17 protein-coding genes are annotated in these 17,912 nt (G+C 59.8%); 6 read left to right on the top strand and 11 right to left on the bottom strand.

The annotated features are described in order from the left end of the window. Window positions 1–181 precede the first annotated feature (181 nt). Entirely contained in the window at window positions 182–1,015 is an 834-nt protein-coding gene (locus tag BWP39_RS12095) for a hypothetical protein (protein ID WP_133116863.1), read from the top strand. A gap of 98 nt (window positions 1,016–1,113) precedes the next feature. Here the strand turns inward: BWP39_RS12095 and BWP39_RS12100 are convergent, their stop codons facing one another. Further along, the gene (locus tag BWP39_RS12100; protein ID WP_096720426.1) at window positions 1,114–2,025 is read right to left on the bottom strand and encodes a LysR family transcriptional regulator; all 912 of its coding nucleotides are present in this window, start codon (window positions 2,023–2,025) and stop codon (window positions 1,114–1,116) included. A gap of 133 nt (window positions 2,026–2,158) precedes the next feature. On the opposite strand from BWP39_RS12100, the gene BWP39_RS12105 reads away from it, so the two are divergent. Together BWP39_RS12105 and BWP39_RS12110 are read left to right on the top strand one after the other, a co-directional pair. Next, complete coding sequence (locus BWP39_RS12105) at window positions 2,159–2,566, top strand: ester cyclase (RefSeq protein ID WP_207556772.1); 408 nt, start codon at window positions 2,159–2,161, stop codon at window positions 2,564–2,566. Window positions 2,567–2,590: 24 nt separating this feature from the next. After that, window positions 2,591–3,511, top strand: coding sequence for an NADP-dependent oxidoreductase (locus BWP39_RS12110; RefSeq protein WP_096720430.1), 921 nt, complete (start codon window positions 2,591–2,593; stop codon window positions 3,509–3,511). Window positions 3,512–3,618: 107 nt separating this feature from the next. Here BWP39_RS12110 and BWP39_RS12115 read toward each other — a convergent pair whose 3' ends face one another. Then, the gene (locus tag BWP39_RS12115; protein WP_096722473.1) at window positions 3,619–4,167 is read right to left on the bottom strand and encodes a carboxymuconolactone decarboxylase family protein; all 549 of its coding nucleotides are present in this window, start codon (window positions 4,165–4,167) and stop codon (window positions 3,619–3,621) included. Window positions 4,168–4,418: 251 nt separating this feature from the next. On the opposite strand from BWP39_RS12115, the gene BWP39_RS12120 reads away from it, so the two are divergent. Next, window positions 4,419–5,123: a DJ-1/PfpI family protein gene (locus tag BWP39_RS12120; RefSeq protein WP_096720432.1), complete on the top strand. Its 705-nt coding sequence runs from the start codon at window positions 4,419–4,421 to the stop codon at window positions 5,121–5,123. Between the two features lie 2 nt (window positions 5,124–5,125). Here BWP39_RS12120 and BWP39_RS12125 read toward each other — a convergent pair whose 3' ends face one another. Then, entirely contained in the window at window positions 5,126–6,346 is a 1,221-nt protein-coding gene (locus BWP39_RS12125; RefSeq protein ID WP_096720434.1) for an MFS transporter, read from the bottom strand. A gap of 351 nt (window positions 6,347–6,697) precedes the next feature. Beyond that, the gene (locus BWP39_RS12130; RefSeq protein ID WP_096720436.1) at window positions 6,698–7,390 is read right to left on the bottom strand and encodes a substrate-binding domain-containing protein; all 693 of its coding nucleotides are present in this window, start codon (window positions 7,388–7,390) and stop codon (window positions 6,698–6,700) included. 281 nt (window positions 7,391–7,671) lie between these two features. Between BWP39_RS12130 and BWP39_RS12135 the strand changes: the two genes are divergently transcribed. Beyond that, on the top strand, window positions 7,672–8,982 hold the full coding sequence (locus tag BWP39_RS12135; protein ID WP_096720438.1) for a gallate dioxygenase: 1,311 nt from the start codon (window positions 7,672–7,674) through the stop codon (window positions 8,980–8,982). Window positions 8,983–9,011: 29 nt separating this feature from the next. Here the strand turns inward: BWP39_RS12135 and BWP39_RS12140 are convergent, their stop codons facing one another. Together BWP39_RS12140 and BWP39_RS12145 are read right to left on the bottom strand one after the other, a co-directional pair. Continuing rightward, on the bottom strand, window positions 9,012–9,992 hold the full coding sequence (locus BWP39_RS12140) for a fumarylacetoacetate hydrolase family protein (RefSeq protein WP_096720440.1): 981 nt from the start codon (window positions 9,990–9,992) through the stop codon (window positions 9,012–9,014). A 66-nt stretch (window positions 9,993–10,058) separates the two neighbouring features. Beyond that, window positions 10,059–11,156, bottom strand: a complete 1,098-nt coding sequence (locus BWP39_RS12145) for a porin (RefSeq protein WP_096720442.1) — start codon at window positions 11,154–11,156, stop codon at window positions 10,059–10,061. Between the two features lie 238 nt (window positions 11,157–11,394). Here BWP39_RS12145 and BWP39_RS31475 point away from each other — a divergent pair, with 238 nt between their 5' ends. Beyond that, window positions 11,395–12,291 carry a LysR family transcriptional regulator gene (locus BWP39_RS31475; protein WP_170043852.1) on the top strand — a complete coding sequence of 299 codons (897 nt, stop codon included), beginning with the start codon at window positions 11,395–11,397 and terminating at the stop codon, window positions 12,289–12,291. Window positions 12,292–12,309: 18 nt separating this feature from the next. On the opposite strand, the gene BWP39_RS12160 is transcribed toward BWP39_RS31475, so the two are convergent. The 5 genes from BWP39_RS12160 to BWP39_RS12180 are packed head-to-tail and all read right to left on the bottom strand — an operon-like array spanning window position 12,310 to window position 17,877. After that, window positions 12,310–13,788, bottom strand: coding sequence for an MDR family MFS transporter (locus BWP39_RS12160; RefSeq protein ID WP_096720444.1), 1,479 nt, complete (start codon window positions 13,786–13,788; stop codon window positions 12,310–12,312). A 35-nt stretch (window positions 13,789–13,823) separates the two neighbouring features. Beyond that, complete coding sequence (locus tag BWP39_RS12165; protein ID WP_096720446.1) at window positions 13,824–14,702, bottom strand: amidohydrolase family protein; 879 nt, start codon at window positions 14,700–14,702, stop codon at window positions 13,824–13,826. Window positions 14,703–14,725: 23 nt separating this feature from the next. Then, a complete protein-coding gene (locus tag BWP39_RS12170; RefSeq protein ID WP_096720448.1) occupies window positions 14,726–15,562 on the bottom strand; it encodes an HpcH/HpaI aldolase family protein in 837 nt (278 codons plus the stop codon). A 55-nt stretch (window positions 15,563–15,617) separates the two neighbouring features. Continuing rightward, window positions 15,618–16,784, bottom strand: a complete 1,167-nt coding sequence (locus BWP39_RS12175; protein ID WP_096720450.1) for a DUF5624 domain-containing protein — start codon at window positions 16,782–16,784, stop codon at window positions 15,618–15,620. Between the two features lie 10 nt (window positions 16,785–16,794). After that, entirely contained in the window at window positions 16,795–17,877 is a 1,083-nt protein-coding gene (locus BWP39_RS12180) for a hypothetical protein (RefSeq protein WP_096720452.1), read from the bottom strand. Window positions 17,878–17,912: the final 35 nt, after the last annotated feature.

Genomic DNA, 17,912 nt, shown 5'->3' on the forward strand with positions numbered 1-17,912 from the left:
ATGGGTAATATCTTGGAATAACTGGTCGTTTTACGAGCAGGCAGGGAGGTCCCACGCCTCACATTCGAGCGTAGGTTGATCGTCAGTTATGAAACGATTCGGCGCTGGTGCGATAGGCTCGGCGCCGTTCGCGAGCGCCGCACACGTGGGGGTGATGGGGCATAGCCAACTAGAATGCGCCATGGCCTTACTCCTCAGCCTGCTGGCAGGCATCCTGTTTGTCACGATCGCGCTCGCTCTGCCTGGTCTGAGGCAATGGCGCGCGGCGAGACTGCTGCGTGCCCAGCAGCGGGCCTATAACAGGCAATTTCTGGCGACCCTGCCGCCCGAACGCATGGCGCGACACAAAGCGCACCTGGAGGCGCAGAAAAAAGCGGATCGCGCAGGCAACCGAGCGCTGCAGCTCATCTATTTACTCCAGGGCGCTGCTTGCCTCGGTTACTTCTACGTCTTCTTCTGGCTCGACGATCTCGCGGCACGTCTCATCACCTCTCGTGCCCAGGAACTCCGCATCATGCGCATTTCGTTGCTGGAGTGCGCCCTCATGTTGCTGGCCGGAATCCTCTGGCTCCAGCTCAAGAATCGCAAACCGCGCTCTTTCGTGGATCGCCTGAAACGTATCGGCATCGACTGCTTCGGGATGCTGCCAGTGATCTTCTTCACCGGGGTTCCGCTCTATTCCGCGACGTGCGTCGTCCTTTTCCATGTCGCCACAAAACCTGAGACCATTGCCGGCACCGTGACTCGCGCCGGGCTGCGTCACGTCGGCAAAGTCACCAACGCTTACTACGCCGACATCGCCCCGCTAGATGGAAGCGACGAAGTCACCGCTAGATCCTACCGGTCGATCCACTCGTGGCTCACCGGCTATACGGTCCTTGTCAACCGCGAGTGCGCCATTCAGGACCTTCCCGTAGGGCTCCCGGTCGTTCTCCACGGCCGTCGTTCCGAGTTCGGGTTCGCTCTCGACGAAATCACCTCCACCGCGTCTTGCAGTCACGGTGGAGGAACATGACAGGGAGCAGGTACAGGTTCGCTTGACAATGCGGTGCGGTGAAGCGTACCAGCATCAATTGGCAACTACATTCAAATATGCCGTCGACACCGCGATAGCTACAGCGACGCAGCCTGTTGCGCTATGTACTCTCTCATCCAGATCTGCGCGGGATGATGGTCGCTGCGACGATGCCAGATGAGATCGAACACGATCTCCGGCAATGCAACCGGCGGAGGAAACAACACCAGATTGCGGCTGGCCGGCGAACTCAGCGCGACACGCTTCATCACGGTAGCGGCCATGGTCGTGCGTGCGACGACGCCGGGCACAGCAAACATGTGTGGCAACGTGAGTGCGAGACGACGCTTCTTGCCTTGCTGCGCCAGAACCTGATCAACAAGGCCATGCCGGTCGCCTTCCGGAGACGCAAGCACATGCGATAGCGCCAGGTAGGCTTTCATGCTCATCGCTCGTCGCGCTGACGGGTGGCGCCTGGCGATGATCGTCACGAATTCGTCACGCAGGATGGGGCGTGTCTTGATTCGCCCGTCTGAACGCGTTGGTGGCACGCCGATAGCGGCATCGATGGTCCCCGCATCCAGCAGATCAACCGCATGATCCCGGTCGCTAAATGCATGCACGGTGATCGTGATACCGGGCGCCTCCTGTTCAAGCGACTGCAGTAAAGAAGGTAACAAGACGAACGCCGGGTACTCCGACATGCCAAGGCTGAAAGTCAACGATGCACGCTCGGGCAAGAACTCCGGCTTGCTAACAAGTGTCGCCTCAATCTCGCGCAGGGCCTGCGCGATCGGTCCGGCCAGATCACGCGCACGCGGCGTCGGCCGCAGCCCGTCCGCACCGCGGAGAAAAAGCGGATCGCCCAGCAGTTTGCGCAGCCTCGACAGGGCTGCACTCATCGCCGGCTGGCTGACGCCAACCTGGACCGCCGCGCGGGTCACATTGAGCTCGCCCATCAAGGCATCGAATGCGACGAGCAGGTTCAGATCGATTCCGTGAAAATCCATAGAACGAATAAAGATATATATCGGTTATTTGTTGGACGGATTTTAACGCAGTTCGCACAATGGGCTCCCCTCCCACCCAATCGATGACAACACCATGAACGCATCAGGTACCGACCTCTCTACACGGCTCCGCGTGGAACGCGCTGCGGTGGAAACCCTTTATCGCGCATTCAGCGAGAAGAATCCCGATCTCGTCGACGAAGTGCTCGCTTCCGACTGGGACGACATTCCGCTCGCGCCCGGTCAGCAGCCGGGACCCGAGGGCATCAAAGTCATTATTCGCAGTTTCACGCAGGCGTTTTCCGATCTTCAGATCACGATTCACGACATGATCCAGGAACCCGGCAGGATCGGTGTTCGCGCCGAGATCAGCGGTACCCATCGCGGCGAAATATTCGGCATCGCATCGACGGGGAAGGAAGTGAAGTTCCGCCTTCATGAGTTTCATACACTCGACGGAAAGCACATCACCACCACGTGGCATATGGAGGACTGGTTCGCCTTGTTCCTTCAGCTTGGCCAGTTCCCTTCGCAAGCCTGATCAACCTATTTTTCGGAGGGAACCATGAAGACAGTCTTCATCAACGCGTTCGGTGGCCCGGACGTCGTCACGCCTGGCGAAGCCGCTCTACGCGACCCGCAACCCCACGAAGTTGTTGTCCGTGTTGAAGCCGCGAGCGTTAACCCGCTCGACCTGAAGATCATCGCTGGCCACATGCAGCAGGTGTTTCCTGTCCAGTTTCCGTATGCGCCAGGTACGGACTTCAGCGGCGTAGTCCAGGCTGTTGGCGAGCGGGTGACCGATTTCACACCGGGTGATCGTGTAGTCGGCCGCACTACGCCAGGCGCAGGCGGTGCATTTGCGAAGGCACTCGTAGTCTCTACCGCCCAGCTGTGCCTCATCCCGCTGGAGATGAGCTTCGAGCAGGCAGCGGCTCTCCCTACCGCTTTCGGCACGGCCAGCCAGAGTCTTTTCGACATCGGTCAGTTGCAACCGGGGCAACGGGTACTGATTCATGCCGCGGCCGGTGGAGTAGGTAGCATGGCGGTCCAACTGGCTCATCGCGCGGGCGCCTACGTCGTTGCGACAGCCTCAGGCCGCAACGTGGAGCTGGTCAAGAGTCTCGGTGCGAACGAGGTCATCGACTATCGCACGCAGGATTTCACGACGATACGCGACATCGACCTTGTACTTGACACCATCGGTGGCGAGACGATGGAAAGGTCGTGGTCGGTACTCGCTGCGGGCGGACGCATCGCGACTCTGGTGGAGTTCGAGATTCAAGCCAGAAACGGTCATGCAGGCGAGTCCGTGTTCTTTGAGGAAGCAGCTTCGTATCTGCGGGACGCGGTCCGCCTGTTCCAGGCGGACCAGCTACAGATCATTGTCGACTCGGTTTTTCCGTTTGACGAAGCACGCTCCGCCCTCGAGAAGGTGGCCACCGGACACGCGCGTGGCAAGGTACTGATCGGGGTGAGCAGCTAGCGGGCGTCGTACGAAAACGGCGCCACCGTTGGTTCAAAGCGACGCGAATACGAGGTAGCGGCCAGCCAGCCTGGTGTAAAGCGTGGAGGCCGGCCGTTTTTTACCCCTTAGTCCTGCCATGCGTGAGACTGGAACAGTTCTTCCAGCGGCGGCTGCGTGACGCTCGCCGTGTAATTCGTCATGGTCGATGCGGCGACCACGAGAATCACATCGAGTACACGCGATGCTTCGAAGCCTGCTGCAGTAAACGCAGCCACGTCCTCATCACCGACGCGGCCGCGCTTTTCAATCAGCGTGCGTGCAAGGCGCGACAGCGCCGCGAGTTTGTCGTCTTGCGGCAATCGACGTTCACGAATAGCCCACACATCGGCCTCGCTTAAGCCTTCCTTGAGTGCAAGGAACGAATGGAAAGCGACCGGCCACGTCGCAGCGTTTGTCACCGCATTGGTCAGCAGCAGCGTCTGGACTTCCGCCTCCGTGAAGATGCCGCTGTGTGCCTGCTGGAACACGCCAACCAGCCCGTTGATCAACCTCGGTGACCCGGCAATCGCACCAGCGATGTTAGGCACCATGCCGAATGCCTGAGCGAGGCCATTCAGCGCGGGCTTCGATTGTTCCGGCGCGGAGTCGAGCGTGTAAATGGGAAAGTGAGTCATGACGCTTCCTTGAAAGTTGAGTGTGTCGATGAGATTCATCAAACGACACGCACACTTTAGTGAGCCACGTCAGGCTCAACAATTACGCGCGAGGTAATAGCCGCCCTTACTGCGCATGCTGCAACTGCCGGGGGAGGCATCACGATTACATCGCAGGTAATAGACATGCGATGGCGTCTTCTCCAACATAGCTTCTCAAGGAACACACGCACCGAAACAGTCGATTCGACCAGGACGCAGAGGTAACCACCATGACCATTCCATTAGACATCCCCCTGAAAATCGGCGCCCTCATCTTCCCGAACATGGATCAGTGCGACTTCACGGGTCCGTTCGAGGCGCTCGCACGCGTACCGAACTCATCGTTCTTCACGATCTGGAAAGAGATAGAACCCGTGCGCGATCTGGCCGGCATGAAGCTGCTACCCGACACCACGATCGACGAAGCACCGCAGCTCGATGTATTGCTCATACCCGGTGGCTACGGTCAGGAAGCACTGATGCACGACGAAGCCGTGCTGTCGTTCATCCGCAGGCAGGCGGCAGGCGCGCGCTATGTGTATTCGGTCTGTACCGGCGCGTTGCTGTGCGGCGCGGCGGGACTGCTACAGGGCAAGCGCGCCACGACGCACTGGACCGCGATGGACGTGCTGCCGCTGTACGGTGCGATGCCGAGTGATGAGCGCGTGGTGATCGACGGTCAGTTCATCAGCGCGGGTGGCGTCACATCCGGGATCGACGGTTCGTTGATCGTCGTGTCGCTGCTGCGTGGGGAGACGGTCGCTCAGGAGCTTCAGCTATATATGGCCTACGATCCCAAACCGCCGTTTCAGGCAGGATCGCCCGCCACGGCGCCCGCACCGATTCTTGAAACCGTCAGAGAGCGGGCACGGGACATTACCGAGAAGCGCCTCGCTACGGGTCGCGCGTACCAGGCGCTCATGGGAAACGCCTGAAATCAACTCGCTGCAGCACTTCCAGCACTGGTTCGCGACATATCGATACCACGCCGCTCAGGGCTAAACAGAATCAGCACAGCGATGACCACTGCGACGATACCCGTGACGATTGCGAGCGCCATACCGTAGTTGCCACCGTGACTCGCCGCAATTTGCGCCTGCAGCGCAGCGTTTCCGCTCGCCAGCAGGTTGCCAAGCTGATAGACGAAACCGGGGAACGTCGCGCGCACTTCCTCGGGCGAAATTTCGTTGAGGTGAACCGGTATCACGCTCCATGCGCCCTGCTCGAAGATCTGCATCAGAACCGCACCGATCGCGAGTGCGACTGCGCCGCTCGAAAACGCCCACAGCGGCAATACCGGCAGTGCCATCAACGCTGCGATGAAAATCGCCCGGCGACGGCCGATCTTTTCCGATCCCCAACCGAAAGCCAGCCCTCCGGCGATCGCACCGAGATTCAACGCGATCGAGATCCAGGTCACGGTATGCGGAGCGAAATGATGCTGCTCGCGCAGAAACGTCGGGTACATGTCCTGCGTGCCGTGCGAGAAGAAATTGAACGCTGTCATCAGCACGACTGCGTAGATCGACAGCTTCCAGTTGTGCTTGAGTGTTGACATCAGGCTCGGGCGCGGGCGCTTCGCCATCTGCTTCCACCCCGGCGACTCCGGCACATTCGAGCGCACGTAGAGGACCAGCAACGCAGGCAGTACGCCGACCATGAACATGCCGCGCCAGCCGATGTGTTGATACAAAACGCCGAACACAACAGATGCGAGCAGATAGCCGCTGGGATAGCCGGCCTGCAAGATGCCCGACACGAGGCCGCGCGAACGGGTCGGCACGGTTTCCATCGTCAGTGCGGAGCCGACGCCCCATTCACCGCCCATGGCCACCCCAAAGAGCGCACGCAGCACGAGCAGCGCGGTCAGGCTTGGCGCGAAACCGGAAGCAAATTCCAGCAACGAGAAGCAGGCGACGTTGATCATCAGTGTGGGACGCCGTCCAAAGCGATCTGCGAGGTAACCGAAGATCAGCGCACCGATTGGACGCATCGCAAGCGTCAGCGTCACCGCTAACGCAACCGCCGGGATTCCCGTATTGAATTCCGTCGCAATGTCTTTGAGGACGAAAACCATCAGGAAGAAATCGAAGGCATCGAGCGTCCAGCCGAGGTAGGCTGCGATCGTCACATTGCGCTGTTCGCGGGTCCAGCTCATGTTGGATATCTCCAGGGGGTTTTTCTTCGAACGGTTTGCGGCGGACCGCTGTGCACTCATGCATGACATTGCGGCTGCATGATGTCATACCGCGCCGGTCGAAGCCGACCGGCGTTCAGTTCAGATGCATGTGCTTCTTAAGGCAGAACCAGGATGATGGTCAGTCCTGCAGCGGACGACGAGCGCGCCGTGAGCATAAAGCGCGCGTGCCCGCGTATTGAATCGGGCAGCGCAGTGTGTCGAATATGGAGCGCGCCGGTCCAACAAGAAAATAAATAGGCTGTAAACAGGTTTTCTTATCGCTCGTGGTCCAGATCGAGACCGCGGGCGGGCCGGCCGACCGGATCGCGCTCAGGCAGGCAACATTCCGTTGTCGCGCTTCGCCTGTTCCGTAGCTGGTGACGCGATAAACCGCAGAAAACGCTCTACCTCGGCGATACGCGTCGACCCCGTCGAGCGTGCTGCCGTAAATGTCGTCAACAACTGGACGGCGTCGGGCAGCGGCCCGAGCACCGTGATGCCCTCCAGATGCATCAGTTCGCTCAGTTGCTGAAAGCCCAGCTCGACCTTGCCCTGTGCAATGAGTGCGCCAACCGGGACGCCTGGTTCGGCCTGCACGATGCGCTCCCTGACCTGCCCGGCGATACCCCAGCGGTCAAACAGCTTGAGCACATACACGCCGCTCGGCCCCGTCGAATAGCCGACGCTACGCGCGTTCAGCACCGCCTGCCTGAGCGCGTGCTCGCTTCCGATATCGAACGTTGCAACATGTGCGGGTATCGCCACCGCGATGCCGGAGCGCACCAGATCGACACGCGTTTCAGCAACGATCCGCCCTGCTTGCCCGAGACGTTCGATCACATCGGCGGCTAGAACGACGACGTCGACAGGCTCGCCTGCCTCGACGCGCTTCGCAGCGTCAACCCCGCCAATCGATTCGACGGCAACTTCTTCGCCCGACGTTGCACGATAAAGCACGACGAGATCCGCCAGCAACGTACGGGTCGCCATCGACGAGATGACACGAAGAGAGGGAGCGTTCATATTCTCGCCCGTAGTGGTGAGTGCCGGGATGAGGTGCAGGATAGTCAGTGCAACTATCCTGCCACGATGAAGCAACTGAAGTAGCAAATGACGAGTGTGCCGCCGAAACGAAGCGAGCCCGCGCGACAACCCATGCAAAGTGCCCCGCTTTCCCATCGAATCTGCTTATCGCGACTGACGCGATCGGAGCCGTGGCAGCATAATCCCGACTACGGCATGCTATTCCCGCCAGTCGCGTTACGCACGTAGTCGCACGTTCACACGGAGCATTCGATCCTGCCATGGCAAGAATCATCGGCGGTGTTGCCGTCTCGCACACACCCACCATCGGTTTCGCTTTCGACGCCGGCAAACAGAACGATCCTGTCTGGGCGCCGATCTTTGAGAATTTCGCGCCCATTCAAGCATGGTTCGAAGCAAAGAAACCCGATGCGCTGGTCTACATCTACAACGATCACGTCACGTCTTTCTTCTTCGATCACTATTCGGCGTTCACGCTCGGCATCGACTCGTCGTATGCGGTCGCGGACGAAGGCGGCGGCGTACGAGGGCTACCGCCTGTCGCGGGACATCCCGGTCTGTCGCAGCATATCGGCACAAGCCTGATGGCCGATGAATTCGACATGGCCTTCTTCCAGGGCAAGCCGCTCGATCACGGTTTCTTTTCGCCGATGTCGGTGCTGTTGCAGCACGAGGGCGGACGGTGGCCAACCGCAGTGGTGCCGTTGCAGGTCGGCGTGTTGCAGTTTCCGACGCCGACGGCAGCGCGCTGCTACAAGCTCGGTCACGCGTTGCGCCGTGCGGTCGAAAGCTTCCCTGAAGACATCGATGTGGCGATCGTGGCGACCGGCGGTCTGTCGCACCAGGTGCATGGCGAGCGCGCGGGCTTCAATAACGTCGAGTGGGATCAGCGCTTCATGGACCTGCTAACCAACGATCCCGCGAACCTCGCCGAGATGACGCAGGCGGAGTACGCGGCGGTCGGCGGATTCGAAGGCGCGGAAATCATCATGTGGCTGATCATGCGCGGAGCACTGTCGGCCAATGTGCGGCGGGTTCATCAATCGTACTACCTGCCGTCGATGACCGGCATCGGCACACTCATCCTCGAAAACGACGCGATGGCCGTTCCCGGCGCAATCAATGAACGGCATCTGGAGAAAATGCGCCGCCAGTTGTCGGGTGCCGAACATCTAACGGGTACCTATGTGTTCGATCACGCGCGCAGCCTGCAGGCATTCCGGCTCAATCGTTTCCTGCACGCGATGACGGAACCGGCGCACCGTCAACGTTTTCTCGCTGAACCGGAACAGGCCTTCGCCGATGCGGGACTGAGCGATGTCGAGCGCGACCTGTTACGCAAGCGCGACTGGCGCGGATTGATTCATCACGGCGCGATCTTCTTCGGACTCGAGAAGCTCGGCGCGGTGCTTGGCATATCGAATCTGCACATCTACGCTGCAATGCGGGGTGAGACGCTCGATACGTTTCTGGAGACGCGCAATACGAAGGTGCTGTATTCGGTTGCGGCACAACCTGCTGATCAAGCGCCGACACAGGCAGAGCACAAAGTGCAGCCAGGCGAGGAATAGTCAGGATCTCGCATGGCTGCACACGGCCGTCACGACCGATGCTCGACAGCCGTGGTCAACGTGCCAAGCCCCTGAATGCTCACCGACACCGGACCACCGAGCTTCGCCAGATCGACGTTCTGCACCGCCATGCCACCGTTCGAACGCCGCAACGCGGTCCCCATCGAGATCACATCGCCCGGCAACAATGTCATATAGAACGATGCGAACTCGATGACCTGAGCGACCTTGTAGAACAGGTTCTCAGTGTTGTCCTCGGTCACCAACCTGCCCTGATGGAAGCACTGCACCGTCAGGTCATGCGGGTCCGTGATCTCGTCGCGTGTGACGAGCCACGGGCCGAGCGCGGAGAATGTGTCACTGCTTTTATAGCGCCCCGGATAGCTCACCCACGTATCCACGTACTCCACCGTGCTTGGGTCATCGGCCTTTGGATGAATGGCGCGATAGTGAAAGGTGTCTTCTCCTCGCATGGTGGGCGAGGTGAAATCGTTGTGAATCGTGTAGCCGAATACATAGTCCAGCGCGTCGCTCGCCGCCACATCGCGGGCTTCTTTACCAATCACGACCGCCAGCTCCGGCTCGGGATGAACGCGACCGTATTCCTCGCGCACCTGCAAGGCACCCAGATCGCCAATCAGCGCCGACGACGGTTTCGTGAAGATAGCGGGATGCTTCGGGCCAGAAATGATGCGATCGGCATTCGCGCTGTTGTTGAGCGCGAGACAGCAGATCTTCGAAGGGCGTCGCACCGGCGGATGCAACACGATCTCGCTCCGCTCGAAAAGACGCACACGTTGGGGATCGTCTTGCAGCGCTGCGTTCAATCGACTCAGCGCCGCATGCGTATCAGACCCCGCCTCGATCAGCGCAATCATGTTAGCCGGAAACCCAGTCAGCACATCGATACCGAATGCCACCGCAGCCTGCGCGAGATCGCTGATTTTTTCGTCCGCCGTGACGAGACCGATCCTGTCGCTGCCTTCCGCCCGAAAACTGACCAGCTTCATGTTACGACCTCCGTTGTGTTCATTACCGTTATCGAAAGCGTCATCGCCTGCGTATCACGCTTAACGCTAGAAGCGCGTCACCAGTCCAATACGTGCAATAGCCTGATCCGGCCCACTCGACGCCGCTGTGGGCCCAGTAAGACCATTGATCAACGCCTTGGCGCCTTCATTCGTGCGTTGGTACACGCCAGACAGGTACACCACCGTGCGTTTGGAGAACGCATACGACACCGCTGCGGACATCTGATGAGCATGGTTGTCGTTGACTTCCGCATTGCCCTTCATATAAACGTACGCCGCGCTGACGGACCAGAAAGGCGTGATCTGGTAGAACTCGCCCAGTTGCGCAGCCCACACCGCTCCGCCGTTTGCGCCGTTGTGAACCGTCGTAAACAGCGCCGTCGTCAGAAACGGACCCAACCGATAGTGACTACCCAGCCCCCAGTTGCGTACGCTTGCCTGCGCGCCAGCCACCGACGACTTGACGTTCGTATAGGCCGCGGCCGCACCAAAACCACCATTCGAATAATTCAGCGCGAAGCTCGTCGCGTTGTTCGCACCGATCGACCCCGGCACGCCGCCGAAGCCATACAACATGCCGGCCGATAGACCGTGATAGTCGGGGCTGCGGTACTTCACTGAGTTGTTGACAGTCTGGTCGCCCCCCAGCCGATCCCAATCGAATCCCCCGGTTGGGCTGTTGGGTAGCGCGAGTTTCGTGAACGGGCCTGCGCGAAAATCGTAGAGCCCCGCGGTGTACATCGCGCCACCGTCATTGCCGCCAAAGAACAACGCATCCTTCATGAAGTCCTGCTGATTACCGAATGTCAGCTTGCCGAATTCCCGGCTATCGAATCCCACGTATGATTGCCAGCTAAACAGGCTCTGATTCGGCAGGAAACTTCCTGAACCCAGAACATAGTGATCCTCGAGCCGGAAGATCACCGCATTGCCGCCACCGATGTCTTCTCGACCGGTGAACTGCAACAGGTTCGGCAACGCAATACCGTCGTCGAACTTGACGTTACCGTGCCCCGCCTGATTGCTGATATACGAAACGCCGGCGTCGATGAGACCCGACAACGTCACGCTGCTCTGGGCAAATGCAGGGGATCGTGCCGCCGCGAACAGCAATACGCTCAGCACCCCCATTCTCTTGATCATTGCCGTCTCCGTTTGCGCTTATTTATTCAGGCAGTGGCACACATTCGCGGGTGACCGGCTGCTGTCGGTTCGCCGTATACGCGGCTTGTGCATGAGATCGTCAGGCTTCCGTACTTACCCGCGCACTTGCGCTATCGCTTCATCGCTGTGGCACAGTATCGATATGCACAAGTATCACTCAGCGTTGACGTCCCCCCTCATTTGCAATCAACACCTTATAAATTTGTCGGGTAAATCAATGAACATCCGTCACCTCGAGTACTTCGTCATCCTCTCGGACGAGCTGCATTTCCGGCGCACCGCCGAACGTCTCGGCATTACCCAGGCACCGCTGAGCCTCGGTATTCAGGCACTCGAAAACGAACTGGGCGCGCGACTCTTTCACCGGACCAAGCGAGCGGTTTCGTTGACTGAAGCAGGAATGGCGCTACTCGACGATGCGCGCGCGGTGCTCTCGCGGCTCGAGCACGGTAAGGAAGCGGTATGGCAAACCGTGAGCGGAGAGGTGGGAAGGTTGCGGGTGGGTTTTACCAACGCATCATCGCTGGCGCCTTTCTTTCCCCATCTGATTCGCCAGTACCGGACCTCCTGGCCGAAAGTCAGCATGGTGTTGTCGGAGATTTCGTCTTCGTTGCAGCTCGAGGCGCTCGAACAGCGCGAACTCGATGTCAGCATCTTGCGTCTGCTACCAAACGCTCAGGTCAATTCGACGATCGTCTGCACGCCATTGCTGCAGGAACCGCTGCTACTTGCTCTCCATAGCGGGCACCCACTCGCCAAGGCTGAGCAGGTTAGCGTGGCGGACGTGCGCGACGAAGCGTTTATCGTGTATGCGCGCAAGGCAGGGATCGCAGTCTCCGAGCAGATCCTGCAGTTGTGCGCGAAACGTGGCTTCGTTCCGAACGTCGTACAGGAAGTACAACAGGCATCGACGATGATCGGGCTTGCATCGACCGGGCTCGGCGTCGCGATCGTGCCTGCGCCGCTGGCGACCATCGCCGTGCCTGGTGTCGTGTTCCGGACGTTTACCGATCTCGATGCGACCACGACGCTCTATGTCGCACATCGCTTCGGCGATGCGAATTCACGGGTTCGCCAGTTTGTGAATCTCGCGCTCGATATCGTTCAGGCATGACGTGCGTCGGCGGCGACCCTAGTGCGCCTGCTCTGCAGACACTCGGGTCGACGTCATAAAAGCGACCGCCATCATGAGCGCGCCAAGCGCAAAGCTGCATGAAATGGCTAAGCGCAATGCATCGGCCGTATGCGGGCCCACACCGCCTCCTGTGATTGCCCCGCTTCCTCCGTCATGCCCAAAAAAGCGGGAGAAAAGCCGGTTGCCGCGCTCGCCGTCGAGCATCAATCGCATGACGAAGCCCGAGAACGCGACACCGACTGCACCGCCGAGCGATCGGACGAACGACATCGATCCCGTCGCCATACCGAGCTTCGCTGACGGCACGGCATTCTGAACCAGCACGATGGCGTTAGGCATACCAAGGCCCGTGCCGAGACCGAGGATGGCAAGCGCAAACAGAAAAGGCACGCTTCCGGTACCAGCAAACGCACTGATACCGAGCGACGCGAGGCCTAACGTTTCGAGCCCGACACCTAGCATGAAGAACCGTTTGAAGTTTCCGCTCGCGCTCGACAAACGTCCTCCCCAGGTCGAGCTGACTATCATCCCGGCGATCTGCGGCAACAACATCAACCCCGACGCGGTCGGCGTTTTACCAAGCACCATCTGGAAATAGAGCGGCAGGAACACCATCGACGCCTGCATCGCAAACACCATCATTCCCGATGCAGCGACCGCCACCGCGAAGGTATCGTTGCGGAACAGTCCCACACTGACGATCGGCTCCTGCGCGCGCTTCTCCCACCAGACAAACAGCGCGCCGAAGACGAGCGCGATCGCCGCACTCACCGCGGGGCTGACGGGAAACGCAGTGCGCGCGCTAGCGATGCCGTTCAACGCCAGCAGCACAGCACCCACACTGACGATAAGCAGCACCATGCCCGCATAATCGATCCGATGTGCGCGCACGGTCGTCGCAGCAGGCAAACGCACAACGATCAACCCCAACGCCAGCAATCCCACCGGCAAGCTGGCGAAGAATATCCATCGCCATGACGCGACCGCGATGAACAATCCACCGAGTAACGGACCGGCAACAGTGCAAACAGCCTGAGCTCCGCTAAAGAGTCCCTGATATCTGCCGCGCTCCCTGGGGCCTACGAGATCGCCTATCGCGCTTTGCGACAACGTCGAAAGACCACCTGCTCCTAGACCCTGCAGTGCACGAAATGCGATGAGCTGGTTCATGTCCTGGGCAAAGCCGCAAAGCGCAGATGCAACGAGAAAAATTGCAATGCTGACGATGAACAACCGGCGCCGTCCATGCATATCGGACAGCTTGCCGTAGATCGGCATGGAAACGGTAGACGCGAGCAGAAACGCCGTCACGACCCATGAGATCTGCGGCAATCCGCCGAGCACCTGCGCGATATGCGGCAGCGCCGTCGATACGATGTTCTGGTCGAGCGAAGACAGCACGATAGCCAGAACGAGTCCCGCCAGCGCTTCCCTGAAGTGATCGTGCGTATGGGTTACGCGGGTCTCGCTGGACATCGGGAGTCGCTCTCGAGGTGTATTCGCGCTATGGCTCACTCGTCAAAACCAAAGAGCGATTGTGGGTTATCCACCAGGATGCGATTGCGTGTCGCTTCATCCGTTGTCCAGTCGAGCAGCAGATTCACGAGTTCGCCGGTATCGCGGCTGCCATCGGTCAGGTGCGGCCAGTCGGTGCCCCACAACGCGCGGTCGGACCGGGTTTCGATGATCGCGCGCGCCAGATGTTCCACCGCGCCATAGCCTCGCCCGCGAGCAATCCGATAAGGAGCCGACAGCTTTAACCACGCAAAACCGCGCTTGAGCAAGCCGAGCAGTTGTTCGAAGTCGTGACCCGTCAAACCGTCCTCTTCGAGCATGTAGCCCATGTGATCGATGACGAAGTTGTATTCGACCGTAGCGAGGAACGGAATCAGGTCGCGCACGACGTAGCCTGGCGTATAGAACTGGATATGCCAGCCAAATGGTCGCGCACGTTCGATCATCCGCAGGATGTACGCCTGGATGTCGGGCCGTGCCCAGCCCGCTCTTGCAAAAAGATCCAGCCGGATACCGCGAACACCGGCTGCATGAAACCGTTCCAGCTCGGCATCGGTGACGGTTTCTTCAACCATCACGATGGCCCGCGCGCGCGAACCGAGCTTGCCGAGTGTGTCGATCGTGAGCCGGTTATCGGTGCCGTAATAGCTCGGTTGAACAAGCACCATCCGCTCGATGCCGATATACCGGCACATCGCGAGATACTGCTCGAGCGTGCCATCGGGGAACGTATAGTGCGGCTCCTTGACTGAAGGGTATCCCTGCTCGAACACATGAAAATGGACGTCGCATGTGTTGTGCGGCAGTGCAAACGCGGGCCGGGTGTTGGTCGTGGCTTCCCTCATCGCGGTCGGTACCTGAACTTCGTTTGCCATATTTTCCTCTCCGTTCTGAATGTCTATCGATTCGCAGTGATGGCCACCGCATCCTTCAATCCGGCATGCCAGTGCTTCAACGCCTCGTTGCGCTGACGCGCGGCCGCATACAGCATCTCGATGTCCGAGCCGGAGATGATCATCGGCGCGACGCCGATTCTCATGAACCCGGCCAGGATGTCGAAATCGGCAATGCCGCCGATCACGCACAACTTGCCGTGTTTCGCGCACGCCGCTGCGATCGTTGCGACCGCGTCATAAAACGCACTGCTTGTGTAGTCGCCCGCTGCACCGAGTTCGGCGGACAGGTCATTCGCGCCGATCGCCAGCATGTCGACGCCGTCGACCTGCGCGATCGCATCGGCATTCGCCGCGCCCAAGGGCGTTTCGATCAGTGTCTTGACGATCGTCTCGCGATCGAGCAACGGGTTGAGTTCGCGCGCCGAAGTCGGCTTGAAGCCGAGCTGCGGCACCATCGCGATCTGCGAGCGCTGCCCGCGTGGCGCGAACCGGCACGCACGTGCAAGTTCTTCGGCCTGCTCCGGCGTTTCTATGCGCGCGGCAATCACGCCCGTCGCGCCGCCGTCGAGCACCCTCCCCACTGAGCCATAGTCGCGCTCGGGCACACGCACGAACGGCGTCATGCCGAGATCGTGCGCAGCCGAGGCCATGTCGGACACAATCTGAAGCGGCATCGAACTGTGTTCGAGATCGATGATGATGCTGTCGTATCCCGCAGAGCCAGCCACGCGGACTGCATCGGTGTTGCGTGCACTGCGGATCATCATCGCCGTGACGAGCTCACCGCGACGCAGTTTCTCGATCAAGCTATTGCCCTCGTGCGCCTGGTACGCGCTCATTGCATTTCTCCTGAATGACGTTTGGGTATCGTTCAACGTTCGCGCTGCGTTCGTGTCACCTGCGCGATGGATACGTCAGATTCGAGAACCCGGGAATCACCACGCGCTTCGGGTCGTTACCGTGCTCGCACAGTTGATCGATGACGAAATGCGCAACCGAGTTCGAGAGCAGCTGGCACGGGTCTTCCATCACAAAGCGAAGCCGCGTGATCGCAGTGAGCCGGTCGTCGGGGGAACGCAGTTTCGGCATCGCGCGTAGCGTCTTCGTGCCGGGTTCGATAACGGGCGGCTCCTCGATGCTTTTCAGGAACGCCGGGTATCCGTCGAACATCAGTCGCGAGAGGTCAATATTTGCGCGGATGTGCAGAAAGAGTTCGCGGAACTGTTGTTCGAGTTCCTGCAGCCGCGCGGGATTGCCCATGTCCGCCAGCTGCATCGACGGGCCGTGCGGGGCGATCTGCACATTCTCCGCAGGCAACTGTCCGTTCGATGCGCTCGACAGGATGTGACAGTTATTGTTGGTCGGCCACGTAAGGCCCGCAGTGGGCCGACCGGATTTTCCGCTCAACAGCACCATCAACGTGCTCCAGTCGAAGTCCTGTGCGCGCAACCAGTTCAGCATGCGATGACCGATGTCGAGGAACGTCAGCGAGAACGTCGCCACCATCATGTCGTCGATCGGCACCGGCACGTCGGCGCTGTTCAACGGATCGAGGTAGCGCTCGCGCAGATTTTCGAATGTCATCCTGCTTTCGTCGGCAAGACACCAGTTCAGAAACGATGCGGTCACATCGCAGCTGTAGTCGATCATGTCGGTGATCTTGCGCTCGTAGCCACGAAATGCGTCGACGGCGACAACGTCGGTCCAGTAGCTTTCGCTGTTGTTGCCGCGCACTTCTTCTGTCCGCGTCAGCATGCGTGCTGCGTCCTCACGCCATGATGCGTAGCCCAGATCGCGCAGACGGAAGATCCAGGCAAGCGCGGGCCCGAAATGCGAAATCGCCGTCAATTCCGTGAAGCCGCGCGTCGAACGCCGGAAGCTTTCTATGATCGGCGGGCGACGCGAACCAGGAAAGATCACGAAGTCAGAGCCGGTCACGATCAGGATCGGTTTGTCCTCGGTCAGCTTCACCATGTGACGGGTCAGATGCTGTCCCGTGCTGTCCTGGCCGGTGTAGGCGTCGTACAGGCTTTGAAACGACGGATGCGGTTGATAAGCCATATCCCCTACCTTATGCGTTGAACGTGTAGATAATCGTGTCGGTCCTGAAGCGCACATCGGCGGTCAAGCTGTTCGACACCGCCAGATAGCGCTGACCGTCTATGCTGAACGTCGCGGCATCCGTGCCCCCCGACGTCGGAAACTCCTCCACGAGATCCATCTGGCCGTTAGCCCACCGGTAGATGCGCGAACGCAGACTGGTATGCGGCGCGGACGGCTCTCCCTCGATGAAGTTGATCTGCACGAGAAAGAGCGCGTCATTCGTCGTGACGACACAGAACTCGCGACCACCCGGGCCGCTTAGCGTCTGAAGCGGCGTGAAGGTCGTGCCGTCCCACCGGTGCAGCACCGAATCACCCTGAATATTGGCGAATGCAAGCAACTGCTGGCCGCCCGCTTCGAAGTACCGGAAGCATCGTCCGTGCGAAGTGGCGAACACCTGGAACGACACGAAGGATGTGCCATTCCATTCGTACAGCAGCGACTCGCCCACGTGATCCGCATACCCAAGGAAAAACCGGCCGTCGATTTCAAACGACTCCCAGTTGTATCCCCACTTGCCGTCGAGCTCCTGGAACTCGACGAACTGCGAGCCGTTCCATTCGAATAGCTTCGACTGACGCGGATTGATCGCTTCGATATGCCCGAGCGTTACGCCTTGAGCCAGCGCGAGAAACGCGCGCGTGCCGATCTGAAAGAAATACCACTGCTTGGCTGCAAAGGCTGCAAAGCGCTGAAACGGCGCCCATTCCGAGCCGCTACGCCGGTATAGCAACTGATCGAGGTTGTAGCGGTAAGGTCCGTGGCCAGCGCGAATGCCCGCGGTCACGAGAAACTGCTCGCCGTCGAGTGTGAAGCTCGCAATGTCTTCACCGCCGCTTAGCGCAAGCGTGCTGTCCTCGACGAAACGACCCTGCTCCCAGCGGTAGATCGGTGCGCCCGTATCGCTGTCGCCGCCGTTCATGTGCGCGGGCGTGTCGGCGACGTCTTTCGAAAGCTGCGGAATCGCCAGATACTGGTGCCCGCCGGTCGTATAAGGCAACACAGCGCGAGCGCCGTTGGTCGGCAAACGTTGGTGTTCGGTCAATAACATGGTGGGTTGATTCCTCAATGCGGGTTAGGCGAAAA

Origin of the sequence: Paraburkholderia acidicola (assembly GCF_002362315.1) — a bacterium.
Classification (GTDB): domain Bacteria; phylum Pseudomonadota; class Gammaproteobacteria; order Burkholderiales; family Burkholderiaceae; genus Paraburkholderia; species Paraburkholderia acidicola.